Annotated in this window: 15 protein-coding genes; 6 read left to right on the top strand and 9 right to left on the bottom strand. The window is 53.5% G+C overall.

Annotation, left to right across the window (positions count from 1 at the left end; genetic code table 11):
• Positions 1-91 precede the first annotated feature (91 nt).
• Positions 92-2,077, top strand: coding sequence for a hypothetical protein (locus LOC67_RS02395; protein ID WP_230260912.1), 1,986 nt, complete (start codon positions 92-94; stop codon positions 2,075-2,077).
• On the opposite strand, the gene LOC67_RS02400 is transcribed toward LOC67_RS02395, so the two are convergent.
• On the bottom strand, positions 2,061-4,253 hold the full coding sequence (locus LOC67_RS02400; RefSeq protein WP_230260913.1) for a sulfatase-like hydrolase/transferase: 2,193 nt from the start codon (positions 4,251-4,253) through the stop codon (positions 2,061-2,063). The two genes, LOC67_RS02395 and LOC67_RS02400, sit on opposite strands and share 17 nt — an antisense overlap.
• Before the next feature lie 1,065 nt (positions 4,254-5,318).
• Between LOC67_RS02400 and LOC67_RS02405 the strand changes: the two genes are divergently transcribed.
• Positions 5,319-5,654: a LuxR C-terminal-related transcriptional regulator gene (locus LOC67_RS02405; RefSeq protein WP_230260914.1), complete on the top strand. Its 336-nt coding sequence runs from the start codon at positions 5,319-5,321 to the stop codon at positions 5,652-5,654.
• A gap of 259 nt (positions 5,655-5,913) precedes the next feature.
• On the opposite strand, the gene LOC67_RS02410 is transcribed toward LOC67_RS02405, so the two are convergent.
• From LOC67_RS02410 to LOC67_RS02425, 4 genes are all read right to left on the bottom strand, one after another.
• Positions 5,914-6,615 carry a transposase gene (locus tag LOC67_RS02410; RefSeq protein WP_230260915.1) on the bottom strand — a complete coding sequence of 234 codons (702 nt, stop codon included), beginning with the start codon at positions 6,613-6,615 and terminating at the stop codon, positions 5,914-5,916.
• 377 nt (positions 6,616-6,992) lie between these two features.
• Complete coding sequence (locus tag LOC67_RS02415; RefSeq protein ID WP_230260916.1) at positions 6,993-7,691, bottom strand: hypothetical protein; 699 nt, start codon at positions 7,689-7,691, stop codon at positions 6,993-6,995.
• 392 nt (positions 7,692-8,083) lie between these two features.
• Positions 8,084-8,785 (bottom strand): transposase, encoded by a 702-nt coding sequence (locus tag LOC67_RS02420; RefSeq protein ID WP_230260917.1) that lies wholly within the window; start codon positions 8,783-8,785, stop codon positions 8,084-8,086.
• Positions 8,786-8,842: 57 nt separating this feature from the next.
• Positions 8,843-9,283 carry a hypothetical protein gene (locus tag LOC67_RS02425; protein WP_230260918.1) on the bottom strand — a complete coding sequence of 147 codons (441 nt, stop codon included), beginning with the start codon at positions 9,281-9,283 and terminating at the stop codon, positions 8,843-8,845.
• Positions 9,284-9,747: 464 nt separating this feature from the next.
• On the opposite strand from LOC67_RS02425, the gene LOC67_RS02430 reads away from it, so the two are divergent.
• The 4 genes from LOC67_RS02430 to LOC67_RS02445 all read left to right on the top strand — a co-directional run bounded on the left by LOC67_RS02430 (position 9,748) and on the right by LOC67_RS02445 (position 17,790).
• Positions 9,748-10,386 (top strand): sigma-70 family RNA polymerase sigma factor, encoded by a 639-nt coding sequence (locus LOC67_RS02430; protein WP_230260919.1) that lies wholly within the window; start codon positions 9,748-9,750, stop codon positions 10,384-10,386.
• Complete coding sequence (locus tag LOC67_RS02435) at positions 10,376-12,919, top strand: serine/threonine protein kinase (protein WP_230260920.1); 2,544 nt, start codon at positions 10,376-10,378, stop codon at positions 12,917-12,919. Before LOC67_RS02430 ends, LOC67_RS02435 begins: the two co-directional genes overlap by 11 nt.
• Positions 12,920-13,029: 110 nt before the next feature.
• On the top strand, positions 13,030-14,487 hold the full coding sequence (locus LOC67_RS02440; protein ID WP_230260921.1) for a hypothetical protein: 1,458 nt from the start codon (positions 13,030-13,032) through the stop codon (positions 14,485-14,487).
• A 90-nt stretch (positions 14,488-14,577) separates the two neighbouring features.
• Positions 14,578-17,790 (top strand): dockerin type I domain-containing protein, encoded by a 3,213-nt coding sequence (locus tag LOC67_RS02445; protein ID WP_230260922.1) that lies wholly within the window; start codon positions 14,578-14,580, stop codon positions 17,788-17,790.
• A gap of 729 nt (positions 17,791-18,519) precedes the next feature.
• Here LOC67_RS02445 and LOC67_RS02450 read toward each other — a convergent pair.
• The 4 genes from LOC67_RS02450 to LOC67_RS02465 all read right to left on the bottom strand — a co-directional run bounded on the left by LOC67_RS02450 (position 18,520) and on the right by LOC67_RS02465 (position 24,278).
• The gene (locus tag LOC67_RS02450) at positions 18,520-19,890 is read right to left on the bottom strand and encodes a sulfatase (RefSeq protein WP_230260923.1); all 1,371 of its coding nucleotides are present in this window, start codon (positions 19,888-19,890) and stop codon (positions 18,520-18,522) included.
• Between the two features lie 156 nt (positions 19,891-20,046).
• Positions 20,047-20,700 (bottom strand): (d)CMP kinase, encoded by a 654-nt coding sequence (cmk, locus tag LOC67_RS02455; RefSeq protein WP_230260924.1) that lies wholly within the window; start codon positions 20,698-20,700, stop codon positions 20,047-20,049.
• Between the two features lie 119 nt (positions 20,701-20,819).
• Complete coding sequence (locus LOC67_RS02460; RefSeq protein ID WP_230260925.1) at positions 20,820-21,779, bottom strand: YHYH protein; 960 nt, start codon at positions 21,777-21,779, stop codon at positions 20,820-20,822.
• Between the two features lie 255 nt (positions 21,780-22,034).
• The gene (locus LOC67_RS02465; protein ID WP_230260926.1) at positions 22,035-24,278 is read right to left on the bottom strand and encodes a peroxidase family protein; all 2,244 of its coding nucleotides are present in this window, start codon (positions 24,276-24,278) and stop codon (positions 22,035-22,037) included.
• Positions 24,279-24,508 lie beyond the last annotated feature (230 nt).

A 24,508-nucleotide genomic window follows, 5' to 3' on the forward strand; every position in this document is an offset into this window, starting at 1 on the left:
GTGCTTGAGTAGGCGACAGGAAGATAATATCTCTCAGGTGCAGTGATCCTATAACGCCCCAAAGGCGTCCGCAAGGCCAAATAAAAGACCAATGAACGGTAAAGCCAGTTTTTGCCCCCCCGATCTCCTTCGCCTGGGGGATCGAATCGCGGTCCTGCCCGTCATTCATGGAAGCGGGCAGTTTTCACAGACCGTCCGGCGCTGGATGTTGGAGCAGGATTTTGATTGCGTCGCGGTGCCTTTGCCTGAGTCATTTCGTGATCCGGTTGAGTCCGCGATTCTGGATTTGCCTCGGCCCTCCATCGTCATTCAAAAGCCCTCGCCCAAGTTCAGCTCTTTTGAGGATTCGTACAGTCCTGGCGCGAGTGGCTCTGATGACGACGATGCCGAGATGGATATGGACGCTGACGAAGGGCCTGCCAGTTACGTCCCGGTCGATCCCTGCCAGCCGGTGATCATGGCGATCCGCGCGGCGATGGGGGAGCATATCGCTCGCGCGTACATCGATCTTGAAACCGACCCGTTTCATCCTTTCGCGTCTGTGATGCCTGATCCGTTCGCCGTCCGCCAGGTTTCTGCAGAGCGTTTCGCCGCCGCAGTGTTGCCCAGTTTGCCGCGACCGGCAGACCGACAGGCACGCGCACGGATTGCCTACATGGCGTCGCGGTTAGCCGATCTTGAAGAACGCTATGAGCGAATTCTTTATGTTGCCAACTTGATGCACTGGCCTTGGGTCCGCGAAGCCTATACCGAATGGTTCTCTCGCGACGCGGCATCTCGTAGCGAGCTTGCTGACTCGTTCGAAAAGCCGATTCATGATTCAGTACAGTCTCCCGAACGGTTTTCCATCGATTCGCGGACGCTGATGTTTTTGTTTGGCGAGTTGCCCTACATCACGGGGCTCTATGAGCGTGCACGTCGCGAATTGGACAACGACGACGACGTCCAGATCGATGGTGTTAAAGAGCTGTTGATCGCGGCGCGACAAAGTTATCGAGCCGAATTGAAGCAGTTCGCCCGACGCATCACCCCGCTGCATTTGTCCAAGTGCTTGCAGTACATCAGAAACCTATCACTGATGTCACGGCGGATGACGCCTGATTTGATCACCATCGTGACGGCGGCAAAGCAAATCATGGGAGATCAATATGCGCTTCATGTGGCACAGCTGGCCAACGAATATGCATACGCCGATGAAGGTGCCGAAATCGTTGAACAGTATCCAGAGGTGAAACTAGGGATCGATCAAGCTCGCTTGCCCGACGGCGAAGTCTATTCGACGGTGAATCGTTTGCCAGGGCCGCCGCTGATCTGGCGGACGCTTGAGCTTAAACGCAAACCGTCGCTACCCGAAAAGCACCGTTGGAAATACCAATGGAATCCACACTCGCAATGCAGCTATCCGCCCGAGGATGAACGCATCGAAAACTTTCGAACGCGGGTATTCGATCGAGCCAAAGCGATCATTGGCAATGACTTGGCGAGAACCGAAAAGTTCACAACCAGCGTCAAAGACGGGATCGACATTCGGGATACCTTGCGACACTGGTACGACAAAGAGATCTACGTCAAAGTCGTCCCGCCAAGTCGCGGGATCTTGGACGCATGTGTGATGTTGTTCGATTCACCTTCGGATCCGCGGGATTATCCCTGGCGCACGACTTGGTTTGCCGAGCACAAGGATGAGTCGACTCTGGCGTTTTACGCTACAAACTTTGGCGACGAAATGGTCGGGCCGGGAATCGGATTGGCTCGCTATGGCGGTGCCTTGTTTCTGTATCCGCCGATTTGGATTCCCGAGATTTGGACCGATCCGAGGCTGGACTTTACCGAGACGTTGGAAGAGCGTTTGATTGCCGCAGCATGTTTCCATAGCCGCGGTCGTCAAATCGCGATGCTCAGCGCGCTGCCTCCCGGTGGCGGTTGGCAGCGATTGGCTCGCCGGCACAAAAAGACGCTCGTTCACGTCCCTTTGAATTCTTTCAGTGACGAACAAGTTCAGCAGTTGCGCATGGTTCACGTCTTAAACGGACGTGAAGTACGGTCTTATGCTGAAGAATTTATTCGCCGCGTTTGACGTCGGCGTACACGGGGGCTTTCCAGTTTTTAGGAAGCTTTCCCTGCGGACGCACGCCGTAGGCATCGTCCGGGATCGTGTAGTCGTCGAACGATTTCAGTGGCAGGTCGTCAGCAAGGTGTTGAATCTGAAAATCCTTGTACTGGATTTTCATCGCCGGGCCGACATGGACTTGGACCGCGAAGACCCCTTCCAGGGCTCGACCTTGTTCGTCGAAGTCGATCAGGTCTGCCGTTTTGTGGCCGTCGATCCAATGTTGATGGTGGTTCCCACGGACCAAGACACGAAATTCATGCCACTGATCGGGCTCGAATTCCTTGACCGGGATGTTGCCCACAACCCAGCTGCGTCCCTGTGGGTCAATGATGACTTGTTCACCCGTGTGTGAAAGGATCCGACGGCCTCGTTCTTCATACAACATGCCGTTGTAGTTTGGGTTGTTCGCGACCACATCGCATTGGTATCCGGTCACGATGTCCAAGTCGATGTCGGGACGCGATAGCCCACGGTATTGGATTCCGCTGTTGCCGCCGCGAGTGACTTTCACCTTCACGCTCAAGTCAAAATTGCGAACTGTTGATCCTTTCCAGGTGATGAACCGATTCATCTTGAGCGAGCCATCGGTCTTACCTGTCAGTGCGCCGTCTTCGACCGACCAATAACGGCGATCACCATCCCAGCCACGCAGCGACTTGCCGTCGAAAAGTGGACCTGCGTTTGCTGCCGATGCTTCAGGGTGACGTTCGGTTGACTTTTGAAAGGGTTGTTTTAAAGGATCTAGTGGGCCGCCAAGTTCGGCAACTTTTTCATCCGTACGGCTTCGCATCGCTTGCAGTGTCGCAGCGTACTTAGGGTCCGTTGCCAAGTTGACTAACTCGTCGGGATCACTTTGCAGATCGTGCAGGAATTCGTGGTTGTCTTCATCGATGTAGCGAACGTACTTGAATTCGTCGTTGCGTAGTCCTTCGAATGCAGCGATCCGATTGCGTACGGCAAAGTGTTCGTGAAACGATTCTTGACGCCATTCGCTTGGGACATCGCCCGATACGATCGGTCGGAGGCTTTCGCCTTGAAACCGATCGGGTTTCGATGCGCCGGCCCAGTCCAGGAACGTTGCGGGCAGGTCAACGTTCAACGCGATCGCGTCGGTTGCTTTTCCACGTTGTTGTGCGGGAACACGAGGGTCAAAGACGATTAGGGGGACCCGCAGCGATTCTTCGAAGTGGCTCCACTTTCCGGCCAGCCCACGATTGCCCATGTGGAAACCGTTGTCAGCGGAGTAAACGATGATGGTGTTGTCCGCTAGGCCTCGTTCCTCGAGCACCTTCAATAGGCGACCGATGGCATTGTCGATACCGGTGACCATTCGGTAGTAAGCGCGTATGTTTGTTTGGTACTTTTGATCGGTATTCCATCGCCAGAAAAAACGTTCACGGTTGATCGCCGTCGCGATAAAGTCTGGCAAAGCGTTGAAGATCGCCGGATCTGACAGGCGGGGTGGCGCGATGTCGATGTCTTCGTACATGCCATCGGTCGATTCCGGCCACGGGAACTGCCCAATCCCGGGACGACGGTCACTGTCCTCGGCATGGCACGCGTTAAACCAAAGGTTCAGGACGAACGGCTGATCGGTCGGCTGCTTCTCGATAAAGTCGATGCCTCGGTCGACGATCAGGTCGGTTTCGTGTCGCAAGCTGCCATCGGGCTGTTTCTTGTAAAACGGGTTGCGCCCAATCGCTTCGTACTCATCGAAATGATCTTGGGGACGATAGCCCTTTGGCATCTTCGCGTGCCATTTTCCAAAGTAGCCGGTGCGGTAGTTCGCGCTGCGTAGAACGTCGGAATACAGCTCGGCAACCGCGTCGGGCCGTGCGACGTCAGGTGCGCTCGCTGTGCCAAAGCTTCGTCCGTACATTCCCGACAGAATTGTCGTTCGGCTGACCCAGCAGATCGAATGGCTGACAAACATATTGTCAAACCGAGTGCCTTGTGCGGCTAAGCGGTCGATGTTTGGAGTTTGAACGACTTCGTTGCCGTAGCATCCGAGCGTGCTAGTCGTTTGATCGTCCGCGAAAAAGAAGACGATGTTGGGACGATCATCAGCTTGGGTCGTTCTGATTCCGGCAAGAACGACAAGCAACACTGTGGTAATCAACACTGTGATGAAGTGTTTCATGGGTGGGCAATTGCAAGGGAAGGGAGGCGGGGCTGGGCCGAGAAGGAGATCCATTGTAGCCGCTGCGAGATGGCAAAGGAGAAGCGGCGATAGCTGGCGTCTTTGGCTCGCTAGAGGCGGTGATTCGGCAAGCCAAGGCGGAACGATGGCATTGCGATTCAGCTGACTGCAATTGCGCCAAGAGTTGCCGCATTTGCGATGGCTGCCAGCATCGGTGGGGCTTTACTGATGCGATACAGTATGAGAACTGTCTCGCCGTATGCTCACACTGTCTACTGCAGGCTAGTTCGAGGACGGAGCGTTGCTTGCGAAGCGATAAGATAAGTATTTTTAAAACTAACGCTTGTGGAGATATCCGCGTCGCTAATGTGAAATCTTTATGGAGACAGGTAAATATTTACAAGATTCTTTTGAAATCACTGTTCCAATGCATTCGCATTCCGGATAATTTCGTGCTCTCACGTGAGAGTCATCTCACTCTTACGTGCGAACGGGGTTGGGGGCGATAGAGCACTCACGCACGTCTGTTGCCCCATATCGGCGCGCGAGATAACGCCCCCAACCCACTCGCTTCGCTATAACATGTTGTGTCAGGGCGGAGTCTGGAGTCCCCTGAAACAATCCGAGTTGAAGGAGCGAGAAAGTACGGCACTGATGGCATGTGTTCAATGCCAAATAAAGAGATTCACAGTGTGGCGGGATAAGATACGCGAAGGCTACCATCCGTTTTCTGCAACGGTTGAAGCAATTGAACACTATATTGTTCAGTGGTTTGATGGCGACCGTTCTGCCCCTCCAAACCTGGACCAATTTTCAGTACCTATCGTTCTCAAAAGTAAGAATCGCACCATCACGTGCGTAAACAAAGCTTATCGCGATTTCTTTTCCCTTTGCGATGAGTTCCCGGTCGGGAAGGCAAGTGATGAGATTGTCCACGAATCGACCGTTGATCTTTCGCGTGATACTGACGCGTTATTACTGAATAATTTTATAAAAATTCAGCTGGAATATTTTACTGTCGCTCGAAACGGCGGCCGTTATCTCGTACGCGCGAACAAAACAAGCTTGTTGGAGTTTGCTTACGAGCCCTATTCGATCTTGCTTATTGCCGCACCGGTAAGCTTGGCGCCGGAAGAATTTGAATCCAAATACGATATCGCCAAGCAGTTCTCGATCTACAAGCGACTTGAGTCGACACAGAAACGCATTTGTTCACTATGTGCGTTAGGAGAGACAACGCGAGCGATCGCGAAGTCATTGGGCGTATCCACTAAGACTGTCGAGAAGCATCGTCAAAAAGCACTCGACGAGCTGGGGCTCGATCGTCCCGTCGAAATCGTTCGCTTGCTGGTTCGATTCGAAGAGCGCGGGTTGCTGCGAGACTTTTCAAAATTCGATTGAGTTCGGTGATGCTCAGTGCCAGTCGCCAAACCGGGGCAAAGGTTGTCAGGTACCGTTTTGTCTCCACCCCCTCACCCCCGGCCCCTCTCCCCCAAACAAGTTTGGGGTGAGAGGGGAGCCAGAATAGGAGGGCAAGCTCGTGGTCGGGACTATCGCACAGGCTCCCCTCTCCACCAAAAGCTTCGCGTGATAGACGTAACCACACGAATCAGTTCAAACGCGAAATTTTTGGGGGAGAGGGCAGGACGAGGAAAAAGGGTCAGGCCTCTTTGTTTGCGTCCTGGGGTGGTTTGCGGATTCTAGGTCGGCTCCTGGGACGCATTGGCGACTCTAGATTCAGCCGTCGTGCGATCGATTCAGCCCAGCCTTCGTCACCCAGCGGGGCACCTCGCTGAGGACACCGGCGCACCGCTTCTAACTCTTTTTCCGACAAGGCCAGATTCACTCGGGTAACCCATTTCGGTGGGCGTGCAAGCGGCCATGGCGACAGCAGTTTGGGCTCCGAGTCCTTTTTGTTGTGCCATCTCCAAAGCGATCCCCAACACCATAGCTCGGCACTGTCGACCAGTCTTGCACGTAGCGCATTGCGTTCGACGTAGCGGCACACCACGTGAAAGTGAACATCATCCTGAATCGGAAAACTCTTGTAGCGTTGTTGGTAAACGTGGCCCGTTCCACCGGTGTGGTAGTGTGAGTGGTACCGCATCGTATGCGTACCGCCGACCCAGCTCATGAAGCGGCTCATCTCACCGTCGACCAACGGTCGGATCATCAAGTGATAGTGATTGGGCATCAGTTGATAGGCAAATAATTCAACTTGATGGATCTCCAGGGCCTCGCCGAGGATTCGCTCAAATGCTGCGTAGTCTTCATCCTTGTGGAAGATCTCGGCTCGTAGATTGCCACGGTTGAGAACATGGTAAAGACCACCAGCTTCATCGGCACGGGGAGCTCGAGGCATTGTTTCGGGGGCCTGTAAAATCGTGTCGGCATCAAAAACGCGGCTTACCACAGCCGCATAGACCAGAAAAAAGGCCTGACCCCTTTTGTCTGGCTCTGAGCACCGTGTCCGACATGCTTCTAATTCTAGGATTGATCAGCAACGCCGACGAACTATGCGATGTTCTGTATCGCTGCTGCTTACAGCACGTTGTACGCAATCGACCGGGTCGCTACGAACCCAGGGTGCTCAAGCGAAGACTCAAGAAATACAAGCTGATGCAGAAGCCGCGTGCCAGCTACAAACCTGGAGAGGCATAGGACTTGCGGGGATTAAGTGCCATTCCCCCCAGCCCCTTTTCTTGTACGACCCGTTCGAGGTTTCAACCCCAGGACAATCTAACCGGGTGAAAGTGTGCGTTTCCTTCGGCAGCAGCATCCAGCCACTCCCAGTAAGCAAAACGCGAACTGATTCGGTTCGGGAACTGCAGTCACCCTCAATCCAAAGTTGTTCCCAACAGGCAACGAGAACCAGAAGTTAGTGCTGGGATTATTACGCTGAACAAACTGAACATAGCTTCCTATCGTGGGGTCACCAGGACTAATGATCGAGTTGCTCAAAAAAGTTGTTTGTTGGTCCGTGATGTGAATGGCCAACGCAATTCGATTAGACACCTCAACGTTGGGAATATCCATCGAGTACCAGTAGGTTGAATCGACGGTTGCTACAGAGAAATCGTCATCAAACCTACTGAACAACAGTGAGTCCGGAATATCATTCTCATCCACCGAAAAAAGTGAAAATCGGATATCGATCGTGCCCGTATTTGATAGCGACCCTTTGCTGAGCAGTACTTCGGCCTTGGTAAGAGAACGTGGCCCTGGACCAAGCTCAATTACGTTGCCGATCTCAGCCTCCGAACTTGTTTGAGACACGAAGCCGTCAGGAGTGTCGTAAACGATTGCTGCCCAACCGGAGTTTATCATAAACAAAGTCAAAATTGCCGCACCACATAGATGACTCTTCATTTGATTGAAGCACTCCCCAGTTGCGTTTAAGAAAAGTTGAATTAATACGTTGACGATTAGTTTAGTCAACCGATTGTTCTCGAGGGGGAGAAAAAGGGTCAGGCCTCTTTGTTTGCGTCCTGGGGTGATTTGCGGGTTCTAGGCCGGCCCCTGGGGCGCATCGTCGACTTTAGATTCAGCCTTCGTGCGATCGATTCAACCCAGCCTTCGTCACCCAGCGGGGCACCTCGCTGAGGACACCGGCGCACCGCTTCTAACTCTTTTTCCGACAAGGCCTGATTCACTCGCGCAACCCATTTCGGCGGGCGTGCAAGCGGCCATGGTGACAGCAGTTTGGGCTCCGAGTCCTTTTTGTTGTGCCATCTCCAAAGCGATCCCCAACGCCATAACTCGGCACTGTCGACCAGTCCAGCACGTAGCCCATTGCGTTCGACGTAGCGGCACACCAAGAAGAAAAGGGGTCAGGCCTCTTTGTTTGCGTCCTGGGGTGGTTTGCGGATTCTAGGACGGCCCCTGGGACGCATCGTCGACTCTAGATTCAGCCGTCGTGCGATCGATTCAACCCAGCCTTCGTCACCCAGCGGGGCACCTCGCTGAGCACAACGGCGCACCGCTTCCAATTCCTTTTCCGACAAGGCCTGATTCACTCGGGTAACCCATTTTGGCGGGCGTGCAAGTGGCCATGGTGACAGCAGTTTGGGCTCCGAGTCCTGTTTGTTATGCCATCTCCAAAGCGATCCCCGGCGCCATAGCTCGGCACTGTCGACAAGTCCTGCACGTAGCGCATTGCGTTCGACGTAGCGGCACACCACGTGAAAGTGAACATCATCCTGAATCGGAAAACTCTTGTAGCGTTGTTGGTAAACGTGGCCCGTTCCTCCGGTGTGATAGTGTGAGTGGTACCGCATCGTATGCGTACCGCCGACCCAGCTCATGAAGCGGCTCATCTCACCGTCGACCAACGGTCGGATCACCAAGTGATAGTGATTGGGCATCAGTTGATAGGCAAACAATTCAACTTGATGGATCTCCAGGGCCTCGCCGAGGATTCGCTCAAACGCGGCGTAGTCTTCATCCTTGTGGAAGATCTCGGCTCGTAGATTGCCACGGTTGAGAACATGGTAAAGACCACCAGCTTCATCGGCACGGGGAGCTCGAGGCATTGTTTCAGGCCCTGCAAAATCGCGTCGGCATCAAAGACGTATCTTACAACAGCCACTCTACCCAAAAGAGGCCTGACCCCTTTGATGCTCCCAAAACTCACTTGCCAATTCGAACAATTGCAGAATCAACTGACGGACGAGTCCAACCTCAAAGTAGCTACCCAATTCGGGCCAATTGAATACGGTTTCAAGCGAGCTTAGACTTTCTTCCGGTTGTGATAACCTACGGCGCAAGTCAGCAATGTCCAGATGCAATGACATCGCCTCAAAATCGTTCGGTGAAACCCTACGAAGCCGTTCTTCTGCAAGTCCCAAGGCCGTCTTCAGCGGACCAGCCAGCTTTCGGTAGTATTGCAGAAACCGAAGCTCTTCATCTCGATAGGGTTTGTCGAGAGTCGTTTCAAATTGACAGAGGATCTGACGTGCTCGCTGCAAGTCGTCAATGGCGAGGGCTTCACCGATCAACTCTCGTACCTGTTCAGTTCCATATGGCGTCATTGCTTCTGTTTTCTGCCTACTGTGGAAACGATCACTTCGCGTATGAACCGCTGATTAAATTCGCCTGCTAAGTCTGCAGGGATGTTATAGGTGCTCGGATGACCGTCGGCTCCTGGATGAATCCAAGGGCCTGGTCCCTGGGGTTCATCTGGTTCGTTTTGGAGAGCGTGGATTGCTACGAGACTTTTCAAGATTCGACTGAGTTCGGTGACACCGTGTGTCAGTCGCCATTGCGAGGTCGCAATCATTTCACGTGTTGGCATCTTGTTGAACAACTCTTTCGACGTCAGATCATTAGCAGGTTTTCTGAGCCAGATGATTGAGATGATTGGCTGGGATGATTCACTAGTCTTATCGCAGAAAAAAAATATTTCGAGCGTGACATTCAGATTTTAAATCGGTCGGTCAGGCAATTTGTCTAACCTGTTATGTCATCGTGCTTGTTCTGCTTCTAGAATACGTTGATGAACGCAGTTCCAGATCCGTATCACGAAAGACTTCTCAGGCGTGCCCGACAAGGCAATGAAGGCGCGATCAATGAGTTGCTTGGCTCTTATCAAAACTATTTGCGGGTTCTTGCATACAGCGGTCTTTCGCCCAGGTTGCAGGCTCGAGTAACTGTTTCCGATGTTATCCAAGAAACGATGCTGCACGCGTTTGGGGCGCTGAAGCAGTTTCATGGCGACACTCGCGAGGAGTTCGTCGCGTGGATTCGCACGATACTCGCCAGCCGGATTGCGGACGCCCATGAAAAACACCTGCGGGCGGCACGGCGCGATGTTCGACGTGAGGTTTCGATCGAAACGATCTCGCAAAACCTAAGCCATTCGAATCTCGGTTTAGAGGCGATTGCCCGAAGCTACTTAGAACGAAGTCCCGGGACAGCGATGGTGGTGCAGGAGCAGGCTTTGAAGGTTGCCGATTCGATCGGTTCACTTCCGCAGATTTATCAACAGGTCATTATCGCGCGACATTTCGAAGGAATGTCATTCGAACAAATCGCAGTCACGGTCGAAAAGTCCAGTGGTGCAGTACGAATGATTTGGCTGCGGGCGATTCAAAGGCTGAAACAGCACCTAGGGGACGGTTCGTGTGAAGATTGATTCGACGCGTTTGGCAACCTTGGCTGAAATCGAATCCTCGGTTTCGGCAACTGGCGATCAGCACGAAGTTCAGCTGCAGGCGTTGCTTGAACGGTACACCATCGGTATTGAGCAGCAGCCAAGCTTTGATCGAGAGCAATGGCTACAGCAAGCCTGTCTGGAAAATCCAGCGATTGAAGACGATTTGGTTGAGGCGGCAAAGCAAGTCGACGCGTTGATTCAGTTGTCGGGGCGTCCGTTGGGACTGCAAAGTTCGATGCCTTCGATTGCCGGGTTCACGCTGATCCGTCAATTGGGGACGGGCGGAACCGGGGTGGTGTATGAGGCAATTGAGGATGAGTTGCAGCGTCGTGTCGCATTGAAGCTAATCGCTGGCGTGTGGGATCAAACGACTAAGTCACATGCTCGCTTTATGATCGAAGCTCAGGCAGCAGCGAGGTTGAATCATCCCCATATCGTTCCCATCTATCGAATCGGTGAAGGGGATCAGCTGGGAGCCAGTCGGTTTTTGGCAATGCAGTTGGTTGAAGGTGGATCGCTAAGTCACTATCTGAAGCACCAACGGCCGTCCTGTGACCAAGCCGTCGGATGGATGATCGATGTAGCGGATGCGATCAGCCATGCCCACGAATGCGGTGTAATCCACCGGGATATCAAGCCGGGAAATTTGATGCTCGATCTCCAGCATCAGATCAAGGTCACCGATTTCGGATTGGCGCGATTGCAGTCGACTAGAAACGGTGCCGTAGAATCGAACGCGTTGACAGAGCCCGGTGATTGCGTTGGCACCCTTGCGTACATGAGTCCTCAGCAGGCAGCCGGTGAGCCGCTGGATGAACGCACCGATGTCTATTCGTTGGGATTGACGCTGTTCGAATTATTGGTCGGTCGCCGCGCCTTGGAGGGTGAGACTTATCACGAATTGATGCGATCGCGTCAGAAGGCGTTCTGCTTTTCTGCGCGTTCGATTGATCCGAGGGTACCGAAGGGTTTGGATCGAATCGTTTCAAAGGCGACGATGGCGGAGCTTGGTGATCGCTACCAGAGTGCCAGCGATTTTGCCGAGGATCTCAGAAGATTCCAGCGGGGCGAAACGGTCTTGGCCGCCTCGCCTTCGGTCCTCAGTCGAGCCAGGTGTTGGTTGATTCGCCATCGCCGTATCGCGTCTTTCGCTGCGATGGGTGTTCTGTTGGTGACGCTTGTTTCGTGGGCTTTGGCGGCGAAGCTTGCAGTTGCCAACCGTGACGTGCAACAAGCCTTGGATCTTTCCCAGCAAGACTTGCAGCGCTCAGAAGAAATTCTCGATCGATTTGGAATCCTCGCTGCTGATGACCTCCGGAATATTGAGGGGGCACAAGCGGTGCGTTTGGAATTGCTGCGTTCGGCGTTGACCTACTACGAGCAATTGACCGATCGGATTGGCGAACGGATCGATGAGCATCCCGAGTTGGTTCAACGCAAGGGTATGGCCCATTTCAAAGCCGCGCAGATTTTGGATGAAATCGGAGCGGATCAGCAGGCCTCTGGCGGCTATCGAAGCGCGATCAAATATTTCGAATCGGTTCCGAGTCCTCCGGTCTCCGTTCAACGCGCCATCGGAATCAGTCTTAATAACTTAGCGGTGATCGAAGCCGAATCCGGCCAGTTTGAAAAAGCCGGTTGGTTGTATCAAGAAAGCGTGCAGTCGCAGGCGTCGCTGATGCAAAGTGACCAACCCTTCGAAGGTTCGCTTGATCTGGCAAGTACGTATGGCAATGCGGCGGTGCTGATGATCGATTCTGGGCAGCAAGCGACTGCCAAGCAGCATTTGCAAGCGGGTTTAGCGGTCCTGGAGGACAGCGAATGGAGCGACGATGATGCTACGAAAATTCGATCTATGTTGCTCAGTCAAATGGTGTATTTGGCCGATGGAGGTTCCTCTGCCGACGCCATCGATACCAGCAGCAAGATCATCGCATCACTTCAGGAGCTACTACAGCGAACGTCAAAGCAGGATCAAGCTTTGCGGCATATCGAAGTCTGCCGACTGTTGGCAACCGCGTTGTCCAATCATGCCTCGTTGCATTCGGGGCATCCCGAGCAAGTCGTCGCGTATTTGAATGCTTCTGAACAGCAGCTGGCATCGATCGCCACGTTGATGGACCTCAATCCAAGTTTTCTGGCTCAGTGGGCGACGATCGTCAACAATCTTGGCAGGGCGCAGGTGGTTAAAGGTGACATCGAACAAGGCCTTGCTGCGTTTGAACGATCCAAAACAATGCTTGCCAAGTTGTGTGATGCCGTTCCATCTGCAATTCACTATCGGACATCATTGGCAGGTGTCCTTTTCAATCTAGGCCAAGCAAACATTAGCCTAGGGAGCCTCAATGCGGCTGCGCAATCTTTAGAAGAATCGTTGACGCTTCAACAGTCGACTCGTCAAATCGATCGGAACGCAGACCCGATCCTGGTGCATTCACGAGACGAACTAATCCAACAGACCGAACTTGAGCTGAAAAACGTTCGGCAGCAAATCATCAAGAGAGCAGAATGAAGAATCGGGGCAAACACAGATCGAATTTCCGCACCTCGAATGGCCCGGGCCGTTCGTTAGCGTTTGAATCCTTGGAAAGGCGGCTGCCATTTGCCGCAGCCATTGGCGACGTGCCTTTTCAGTCGGCTTCGGGTCAATCGGTTGATGGCTCGATATCAGGTGCTGGCCAAGAAGATGAGGTGACACTGCAGAGCCTGATGCGGCAATTGGAACAACTCATCAGCTCAGGAGTTGGCGGAACACAGCAAGATTTGCTCGAGGACGAGTTCCAAGAAAAACTCAGTCGTTCATCGAACCCACTCGATGCGGTCGAGTTCAATATTAAGCTCGATACCCCAGCGGTCGGTGAATATAAGATTGGCGATGAGTTTGAGGTCAATGTACAGACTGACGTTCAGAATTCTCCGCAAGATGTTCCCGTTCGACTGTTTCGGATGATGGTTGATCTGGCGTACGATCGTGATTCTGTCGTTCCGCTACTGGATTCGTTCGTTCCGGCCGATGGATACAGGCGCGCTCCAGAGTTACCGCGACAGGATGCGGGACAGATCCGGTCAATTGGTGTGCTGAGCAGAGAGCTAAACAGGGACAATGTTCTCGATCTAGCCAGCAACGCCGGTGACAACACAATGTTCAGCTTGCGTTTCCGAGTCATTGGTACTGGGGAACCCCAAATCGTTGCACAGCGAGCTACTGCGGTAGATCCTGTGCTTATCTTCGGGTCAAATCAACCGGTGCTTTCGAACCGAATTCAGTTCTCACCGTTGTTTGATTCACCACCGCCGATAGGTGAAGACTTTTTGGATCCTGTTCCGGTTCCGGATGATGTCGTCATTTCTGACCCGAGCGATTTCGACCTGGATGCTCTTGCGTTCGTTTCCGTGATCCCTTCATCGGCTCGCGGGATATCGTCGTTTGATAACGTCAATCCGGAATCACGCCGTTTGGTTGAACGCAAAGTGAAGCGTGCTGAGGATTCCGAAGACGAGGAACCTGAGCAGCTCGATGAAGGGGAGTTCGATTCCGCAGCACCGAATGCCAAGTCGGATGAGTCAGCGGAATTAAAGTTGCCATCGACTGATGGCGAAGATGACGAGGCGATTGATTGGCGGTTATTGCTTGACGAGATCAACTTCGACTTGATCGATCCGCAAGCGACGTTTTCGCTGTTGAAATTGCATCTACGTTCTTTCCGGTTGATCTTTGAAGAAGCTGCTTCAGAGCAATCCATGATGGATCGGGATCGTCTCTCGGTGATCGACAGTAGTTATGTGGATATCTCGCTTTGGCTGGGTAATCCAAAATACCAGTCATTCGAACTGAACGAAGCCGTTGGGGTTAATGCCCCAGACAAGTCGACTTCGATTCCAGACGCGAAGCAATCCACCTGGACCCCGAATGTGAGGCTACATCGATTCGATCGATTACAGTTGCTGCGGGGAAGCGTTTTTGCTGAGGGCGATCGCAGTGCAAACTCCATGGTTGAAATGGCCAAACCGTCAGCGAGTAAGCGTGATGCTTCGCCAGACGGAGCAAATGAAAGTGCTGGGGATGCTGCAATTGAGTAGCGGCGAAAAAGATTGATTATAGTCGTGACATCGTCGTGTTGGGCCGGTCTTTAGATCTATAGACCGAAGCTCCTGACAAGATACGACGCGATGAAACTGTTTTCGAAACGCCACCAGAAAATCAGACGCCAAAGGCAAAAAACGTTCCAGACTCTTGAATCACGCAGACTGTTGGCTGCTGATTCAGCCTGGCAGAGTCCATGGTCCAATCCGCTAAATCCAAACGATGTTAACGGCGACCAGGAGGTCACTCCTCGTGATGCATTGGCGGTGATCAACCGTATCGCGAAGACATCATCGGATGATGCGATCGAAGCGAAGGTAAGGCCACCGATCCTTGACGGGGCGATGACGTTTGGTGATGTAAACAGCGATCGCCAAATCACTCCCATCGACGCTTTGAATGTGATCAATGCGATTGCGAGCGACGTCGCGGACGGGGAGTCGCCAAGCACCTTGCAGACCTCGTTTGAGGAGCAAGTCGATTTAGTCTTTACGGAAGATTTTTCACGTACAGCGTCTCAGCTAAGCGCTCAGCATCCACGGCAGCAGTTCCGGCTAACCGCCACACGCGACAATGTGGCTGTCGATCTGTTGAGTCTTCAAGATGAGTCACTCGCGGAACTTCGAGTGCTTGATGAGTTTGGGGACGAGGTCATCTCTACCGCGACCACTCCCGGGCGTAGTCGGTACGAAGGGATCAAGTTTCCATCGGTTCCGGGGCGAACGTACTATGTCGTCACATCATTGAACCCCGAGCGGGCAGACAGCTTCTCGTTCACATTGGACGTGATGCAGTTCGATCTTGGGCAGTGGCCCGGAGTGGTGATCTCGGATGATCCAGCCTTAGAGTGGACTAATGCGAGGGGATTGGATTCAGACTTGGGGAATGATCGCCATTCCGATCATCCGTCTGAAGGGACGGTGATGAGGCCCTTTGAGCGACAGATCGCGTTTCAGTCGAATATTGACCAAGCTGGTGATGCGGATTGGCTGCGAATTCAAACGGTTCGAGACTCGATGTCGTTTTGGGTAAGCGGGCAAGACGGCCAGCCGATGTCGGTCGATGTGTTCGATACCGATTTGAATCCCATCGAAGCGATCCGTCCGGTCGAGCATGTGACATCAACGTTCTATGGTGTCTATCCGACTCCTCGACAAAGCGAATTGCTTGTTCGTATTCAAAGTGATGCGAATTCGATTGGAGAGTATCACGCCACGATCCGAGACGTGGGAAGCAATGAGATTGCAAACGGTCCGTCGATCGAAACTGGATTAGAGGATATCGTTGGCGATACTTTGGAAACGGCTTCCGACATTGCCATGACGGCTCCAACACTGCAGATCGATCATCGACTCGAAGAGCCAGGGGATGTTGATATCTTTCGCATTCCAAATGCACTGCCGGGAAGCTTGATTGCGACGGGAGTGACAGGGATTGAAGTTGATCTTCTAAATCACAAGGGCGAGGTGATTCCGCGTTCTGAGATGCTGATCGGACGCCAGTTGTCCTATGACGTTGGATACTACGACGCACCGATCGTTGATCAGACCGATGATGACGCGAAAGCCGTCTATGTCCGTGTTTTGTCATCAGAGAACGCGATCGGAAGGTATCAATTATCGTTTGCATTTTCTGGACAGATTCCAGAGGTGCCTGCGGGATTCGATCCTGTGGATCCGTTCGCGGCTGGAAACAATCCAGATTCTGCATTTGGGTTCGACCAGCATGGTCCAGATCCGGATTCTGCTACCGAATTGACTGGTGCAAACCCAATTTCGGTCATCTCGCATTTGGACACGTCCGAAGACATCGACACCTTTTCCATTTCAGGTTATGCGGGCAAGGTCAGTTTCTCGCTGTCGGTGTATAGTCAGACTGACCTAGGGATCAATCTGCGGTTAACTGATTTTCTTGGCAACGAAATCACGCCCGATCGCTTTTACCAGGACGATCATGTTGTCGGTATGGCATTGGTCGACTATGAGATTCCCGAATATACCGATGCATCTGGAAACCCGCATACACGTGTCTATGTCAGCGTTTCGTCCGACAACGGATCGACCGGGCAATATGCGGTTGTGAGTTTGAAAGGCAGTTCCTATTCGATCATCGGTGTTGATGACCATGCGTCAAGCTTTGAACAAGCGACTGTGGTTGAACCGTTAATCACCAACCGAAATGTGACTGGGCAGTTCGATGAACCGACTGATCGTGATGCGTTTCGATTCACGGCAACGTCAGACCAAATCCTGATCGAGATGCGTCGTTTGGCGGATCGACTGGCAATGTCGGGCCAAGGCACTTTTGCCTTGTACGATGAAGACGGCAATGAGGTTGTTGCGAGCGTTGTCGAAGAGCAACCGACATCCGGGATCCTCGATCGTATCGCAAAGACCTATCCACTCGCGATTGGATCTGACTACGTGGTTGTTTTCTACAATCAGCAGGAGGATCTGATCGGATCATACCAAGCAACTTTGTCTCCATTGGGGAACGTGCTGGACAGCATTGATACGTCATCGGCACAGGAGATTTTGATCCCTGAAGGTGAAAGCGTCACCGAATCGATTTCCGGTGAACTTCAGGAGCCTGGTGACCTGCATCTTTATCGATTGACGACAACGGCCTACCTCGTCGAGACAGATTTCATTGAAGGCGTGATCGATGCGAATCCTAATGACGATGTAAAGTTCTCGCTCTATCGCGAGCATGATGGCACTTTGATGGAAGTCGCCAGACCGAATTATGGTCTGGCCACGTTCTTGCCCGATTCGGCTTTGGCAGGAGTGGGGAGCTATGTGTTGGGCGTTGAACTGCCCAGTGGTTCGCCACACAGCAATGCTGCCTACCGTATCGATCTGAAATTCAGAGGCGTGAGGGTCAGCAATGCACAGGATGTAGGGAATTCCATCGAAGATGCTTCTCACCTGACGCCGTACTCCGGCGATGGAGAGTCGCTTGTGTATTCCGAAAAGCTAGAACTGAACGGAACGTCGGATGTCGACGTTTTCGCCGTGAAGCCGACCAATTCAACACTTGGTGTGCGGTTGATCGGATACGGTCCAGACTGGCGTTTGATGCTGGATAATGCCACAACGGTCAGTGAAGTGATGAATCTTGTTCTGGTCTCTTCGTCTGGTGAAGTCGTCTCAGCAATTTCGACCGAGACAGTCTCCGTACCTTGGGGCGAGGAGTATCAGCTACAGTTCGATGTGGAGGCCGAGCAAACCTATTACCTCAAGGTTTCGCAGAACCTTGATCGTTGGGTTACGATTCCCATGCTTGTTCAGTGGCAGTAGCACGAACCGGCTGGTTCATTGACAGACGTTTCGAAATGGCTTGCGAGCGTCAATGCGGGTTGGTTTCGATATCAGCCGCAACGCGCCAGCGTCCGGTTCCCGCCACGGCGAAACGTTGTTCATCGACGCCCGCAACCTCGGCACGATGGTCGATCGCACGCACAAGGAGCTGACCGCAGACGACATCGCCAAAACCTATCACCCTTGGCGAGGCGAACTAGTGTCGTTCGACTCTCCGAGTCGAAAACTCGCTCGAGTCGGAGAATCGAGCGACATTGGATCATGTATAGCTAGGCATATCGCAGTAATAGACAAATACACCGAAGCGCTACGCAGCCGACAACATCACGGCGAACGAAATTGATTCGGTCCTACCGCAGCTCGATGAACTGAATGCGGCCGATCTGTACGATTCCAACAAAACGCTCTGCGAGTGGGGCTCGGACGGTTTCCTGCTCAAACGCGAAGACCATTCGAATCTGGAACCGCAGGCTGGCGCCAGGCGGCTGATGGAGTCAGTGCTGATTCTGACGAACCGCAGGCTGGCGCCAGGCGGTTGATGGAGTCAGTGCTGATTCTGACTAAACGCAGGCTGGCGCCAGGCGGCTGATGGTGTCAGTGCTAAATCTGGCTAACCGCAGGCTGGCGCCGGGCGGCGTTTCGCCAAGCCATTTGAAACGGATCACATTTGGTTCCCGTTTGGTACCATTGGGAACGCGTATCCGCACGTTATTTAGGCTTTTTGCGGGGTGCTGGCTTTTGCTTCGTTGGAAGCCACGCCGCGAGCTGCTTTTTGGTTTCGGCGTATTCGGATTTGCCAGCTAGGTTGGCCCATTCGTACGGGTCGGATTTCGAATCGTATAACTCTTCGTCACCATTGTCGTATCGGATGTATCGAAAGTCGCTGGTGCGGACCGCGTGGTTGTTGTAGCCGTGTGTAGTGATCGCGGGGTAATCCCATTGCGATTCCGGGGCACGTAAAAGTTCGCTCATGTCGTAGCCCGTAACATGTTCAGGCTTTTGGATGCCGGCAAGATTGCAAAGCGTCGGATAGATATTCATATGATCGACCGTCGCATCGCACCGGGTATTTGCCTTCGTGACTCCGGGAACAACCCAAATCATGGGTGTGCGGGTTGGTTCTTCCCAAAGCGCGAACTTGCGCCAATGTTCTTTTTCGCCAAGCGACCAACCGTGGTCGGTCCAAAGCACCAAAATCGTATGGTCACGTTCGGGGCTTTTCTCATAGGCATCGAGCAACCTTCCGAGATTCATGTCGGTGTAGGCGCACGTCGCTAGGTAGGACTGGATCGCGGCCTTCCAGCGACCACTTTTTAGAAACTTGGCGTGGTCGCCTTGAGGTCCGGCCATGCGAACACCTGCGGGCGGAATGTCGGACAGATCATCATCAAGATGGGGTGGCAGCTGGATGGAGTCCAGCGGAAAGTCTTCGTAGTACTTGCGTGGTGCGACGAAAGGTAGGTGCGGTTTGTAAAGCCCGCATGCGATGAAGAACGGTTTGTCGTGCTCGCGATTGAGTTGGTCGATACAGAAGTTGGTGGTGTGCCAATCGATGATGTCTTCGTCTTTGAGGTCTGGGTGTTGCTTATCATCGTGATAGCCATCCATTTTTTGAACGCCCGGACCATTCTGCGACAACCCATCGCGTGACATGTACTCGGACCATTCCGATTCGTAGTAGGCCATCGAGTGATAGATCTTGCCAGCTCCGGCAACATGGTATCCGGCTTTCAAGAATTGAGCCGAAAGACCTTCGCCGGACTTCTGGTACTGTTTCCATTTGTCGCCATTGCGATAGCAGCCAGATACCCATGGGCGTCTGCCACTCATTAACGCACAGCGGGAAGGTTCACAGGCAGGAACAGCACAATAGGCGTTTGTGAATGCCAAGCCCATCTTGGCCAATCGATCGAAGTTCGGCGTGCGAGCTTGCGGGTTGCGGTCCATATAGCCAACCCAATGATTCAGGTCATCAACCGCGATGAATAGCACGTTGGGTTTCTTTGCTTCTTGCGCATGGGCTGTTGTCAAACAGCTGACGCAGAAAAGCAGCAGCGCGAACAAATGAAGTTGTCTCATCAGCGGTTCTCGGTTGAACAATTGGGGGAACATGGCGTTCGTCAATTGTTCAATATACCGATTTTGAAGCATCCGGTATGAAGTGAGGATCGCTTCACGAAGCGACGTTCGCAGTGGCCTGTTTTGGCCGTCGGCTTTGTCGACGTTGGTGAGCGTTCAGCCCGGCATCCGTTCCTGAGCCAGTTCGACAATCCTGTCGAGCACCTGTTCGGGCTGCATATTATCGGTGTTGACGATGATGGCGTCGTCAGCCGCACGTAGGCGTCCGATATCACGCATACGGTCTTCCAGGTCGCGTTGGTTCTGCGCAGCCAAGACGTCTTCGATGGAAAGGTAGCGTCCCGATTCGGCAAGTTGACGCATACGTCGTTTGGCACGTTCCATCGGTGACGCGGTTAAGAAGATCTTACATTCGGCATCGGGAAAGACTTCGGCGCCTTGATCGCGGCCTTCGGTGACGATGTCGCGGCCGGAAGCGATTTGCCGTTGTAGCCCAGACAGTTCGACACGGACGTCGGGGACATCGGCAAGGAAGCGAATCGACCGAGTCACTTCGGGGGTGCGGATATGTTCCGAAACGTCCTCATCGGCAAGCCAAACGGCTTTGTTTTGCCAGCGGATGTCGATCTGGCCAACGAATTCGGCAAGGCGTTGAGAATCGCCCAATTCGATTTCCGATCGCATGGCGGCCAGGGTCGCGGCGCGATAGAGGGCACCGGTATCCAAGAATTCAAAACCAAGTCGTGTGGCGACTTGATGGGCGATACTGCTTTTGCCGGCGCCGGCCGGGCCATCAATGGTGACGATCAAGACGAAGTCGACGTTGGTGGATTCTTACGGATGCAACGTCGTCTTTGATAACATGATCCCACGTGATTGACTACGCCTGTTGCTGAAGGCAGGCAGCGCTAAGTCAGGTTTGGCCGCGATTAGCGATCGCGTCGCGGTGGCGGGCCGAAAGGTGGAGGTGCGAATGGCCTACCGAAACCTGGGCGGCCCGAACCAGGGCGACCGGGAGGTCCACCGGGACCACGCAGTGTGAAGCTGTCGTCTGGCGTTCCGCGGAATTTACGTGGTACGTATGGAAACTCTTTGGTCAGGACGTAGATATAAGTGCCCTCAGGATACTCAGGCGTTTTACTCCACATCCCGTTGAAATCATCAAGGTCGCCTTTGCCATGGGCGTATTCCCAGTCGGCGATGAAGGTACCGTCATAGCGTCCGCCTGGCCCACTGCTACCGCTAGGCCGTCGACCTGTCTTTAGACGATAGCTGGCGGTGAGTGTTTTCGCTTTGCCATCGCTTCCAATGATTTCGCAATCGTAAATCGGATAGCCATCGGCAGCATAGCCAACGAGCGTCATGGACTTATTTTCCTTGCGAGCTTGTTGATGGAGCTGATCGATAAGATCCGCTGGTCGACCGTGGTAGTGGTATTCGCCGCCGGGTTGGACGTGGGCGCTGTTCATGTCCAGTCCGAGGTCGATCTTTCCATTGATCACTGCATATTGCCAAGGGCTTTGGAAATCGCGGTTCCAAAATTCGGCCGCACCAGGATCGATGGGGACGCCGTTCAATGCGACGCCAAATTTGCCGAGCTTTAGTTCTTTGGGACGCGAGGCCGGTTGTGGCGTTAGCGGCACGCGGAATTCGTATTGTTGTTCGCGAATTTGATTGGGATTTCGCGGGCCCGGAAATTGGCCGGTCGCGTGAGAGGGCAGGCCGTTAGATTTGATAATGCGAACGCCGTTGCTTTCGGTAATCGTGACTTTGGATTGAAACGTCCCTGCCGGGTTCCCCGCGATTGCGGTGATCAATGTGTTCTCGTCATGATGGTGATGGCCTTCATGTGCCATGGCGTTTGACGCCGTGACAAACAGAACAGCCATGGCGAAAGAGGTTCGCTGTATCGACATGAATAAATCCGTTCGGAAGAGACTGGTGAAGACGGACGCGATGTCCGTCACGATCGATTATCGGCAATTTTGATTGACAGTCGCAACTGCGTCCGCGTTGTGAACTGCATTGGCAGACTATGGATTTTCTGTTGTCGCCCTTCACTCCGCGAAGCTAGCGTGCTTACCAGCTGGCTTCGCGGAGTCGAAAGTAAATTAATGTGAGCTTAAACCTGAAGATCAACAGCACTACATTCTAAAGAACTGGTCGACCGCTTCGGGAGAGAGCGGATTGGATTGAAGCGGTCGGTCAACCGGTAGATCAGAATCATCGCTTTGAGAACTTACGATTTGCATACCAGGGCGTTCGCCGCGAGGCAGGGGATTGGAGTTGTCCAAATTCGTCTGCGGAGGTGGTGGCGGTGGGCGATTGGGATCTTGCTCGGTACCTTGCTCGGGGGCTGGATCTAGTTGACCCTCGCCCGGACCGGGAAGTCGATCGTGCGGTTGATCTGGTCCAGAATTGTCTGGACCATCCTTGCCCGGATCCACATCGCCCGAGTCAGGTGGCAGTGGGTTATCAGGCGTTGGGCTTCCAGGTGGTGGCGTCTGGGAGTTTGGGCCAACTCCGTCAACAAAGAACACGTGGTCTTGAAGCGAAGTCAACGTGGTGTTGCGCTCGATCACGTCGCTTAAGCGAGTCTGGCTGGCTTGACGAAGCTGTTCGCCCTCAAGCGTGTTTTGGTACCAGAAACGGTCGCCATCGCGGATGGCCATGAACTGATCGGCAATGATCGTTTGCAGGGTCTCACCGACGCTGGCGCCGGGAGCATGGTCTTCCGCCAATGCGCCGACCCAGACATCGATATCTGACGTGTCACCGTAGGCTTGTTCCAAGGCGACTTGTAGTTCGACATCGGAAGTGATGTCGGCGAACGTTTCGGCGGGATCGAGTCCCAGCTGTTCACGGACCGAGTTGTAATCGGGTAATCCATGATCACGTCCACGCTGAATGTTCAGCGAGACGAGGTCAAAACCGCCGGATCCTGGAGGACCGAACAAGAAGTTCCGCAAGTCATCAACGACTTTGGTGTCGACTTCTTGAGATCGCTGGGCGGCCATCCCATTGAGGATCGATTCGATGCCGCCTTCGGCAATCACGCTTGGGTTAAAAAACGCATCACGAAGTGCCAGATTGCCCGCTTCGATTACTTCACCATTGTCGTCGAGCCGCAGGATCTCGGTCGGCAGTGTGCTGTGTCCGTACCGAAAACCCGCGGTCGCGAAAAGGTTCGAAATCGATGGATCGACCGTGGAGTCATATCCTTCGTAGGGTGTGATCGCATCACGTCCCAACAGTGCGGGCAGGTATTCGTTGAATGTGATCGCTTGAAGTTCTGCGATCACCATTCGCCGAGCACGCTGGTAGATTTGTTCATCTGAAAGGTCAGGATTATCCGCCGAGATTTGATCTGCGATTCGGTTGTGTTCGCGGACCCACAGCGTGTGCATCGCTAGCAAGCCGACTTGTTCGTTGGCGCGAAGGTCTCCGGCAATGAAAAGGTTGTCACCGGTGCCGCCCCCATTGGGAATGCCTTCGGTATTGTAGGGAAGCAAATCACCTTCGCTGGTGAGCAGCCTTCCGCCTTCGAAAGATCGCAACGCGTCAGCGCGCTCGGCATCGCTGCCGTAGATCATCGAGCCGTCGATAAAGGCGGTGATGCCGTTGACTTGTTCCAGTGGATTGTCGACCGAATCGCCACTGCCATCTGCACCGAGCGACCGTGTGAGGCTGATTTCGGCGTCGCCAGTGCCTTGCGGATCGAAGTAGATGTCTCCGGTGGGGACGTCGATGTTGAACGATTCCCCACTGCCGTGGTCGGGGCTGAGGGTTAAATCGATGTCGTGGTCGATGAACTGTCCGAACTGCCAGATGTAGCTCGATAGGCCACGTTCGCTTTCGATGGACTCATCTTGGGCAGATACGAGGTTGCTTATCTCTCGCGCCGATGCTCGGTCTTCGCCCGACGGTGTTGAGACGCCATCGGCATAGTCGGACGCGACATCTCGGGTGAATTCAATGCCGGTCGATCCCCATTCGGGATTCTCCAAGTTATTGCCGGTGCCATCAAATGATTGGATCTCAGGCGTTGCCGGTGATTCTGGTGGTGCCGGAGGCGGGGGGCTGGGTCCGCGTTCGTTCTGTTGTCGGCTCATCCGGTTGATGATGCGAAGCGCATCCATTGGCGTGATTTGTCCATCACGATTGGTATCCAGGGATGAGTCACCCGATTCGCTCGGTCCATTCCTTCCCAGCCGATTGATGACCATCAGCGAATCGAGCGGGGAAACCTGTCCGTCGCGGTTCACATCTTCGCTTTCAAAACTGCCCTGTTGAAGAGTCGATTCGATTGCCGAAATCTCGGTTTCAGGTAACGATGAAAAGTCGGAGTCAAGGCCGAGGTCGGCGGCGAGAAGTTGCCGTGCTTCCACGGATTCCAGACGCAGATTTCGACGTGTGTTTGGTCTATTGTTAGAGGACGGCTTTCGCTGACGTTTCTTCCTTGATGATGTGAATCTGGATCGTTTCATCGGACTAAACCTGCTAAAGAAGAGGTGCTGAGGAGGGCGGCAACCGGGGGTGAAAAGAGTCGCCGATACAAGGTCCAACGCTGAGAAGCTGGTGGATCCACATCAAATGTGAGAAAAAGGTAGAAGCACAA

Origin of the sequence: Stieleria sp. JC731, assembly GCF_020966635.1 — a bacterium.
Classification (GTDB): Bacteria; Planctomycetota; Planctomycetia; order Pirellulales; family Pirellulaceae; genus Stieleria.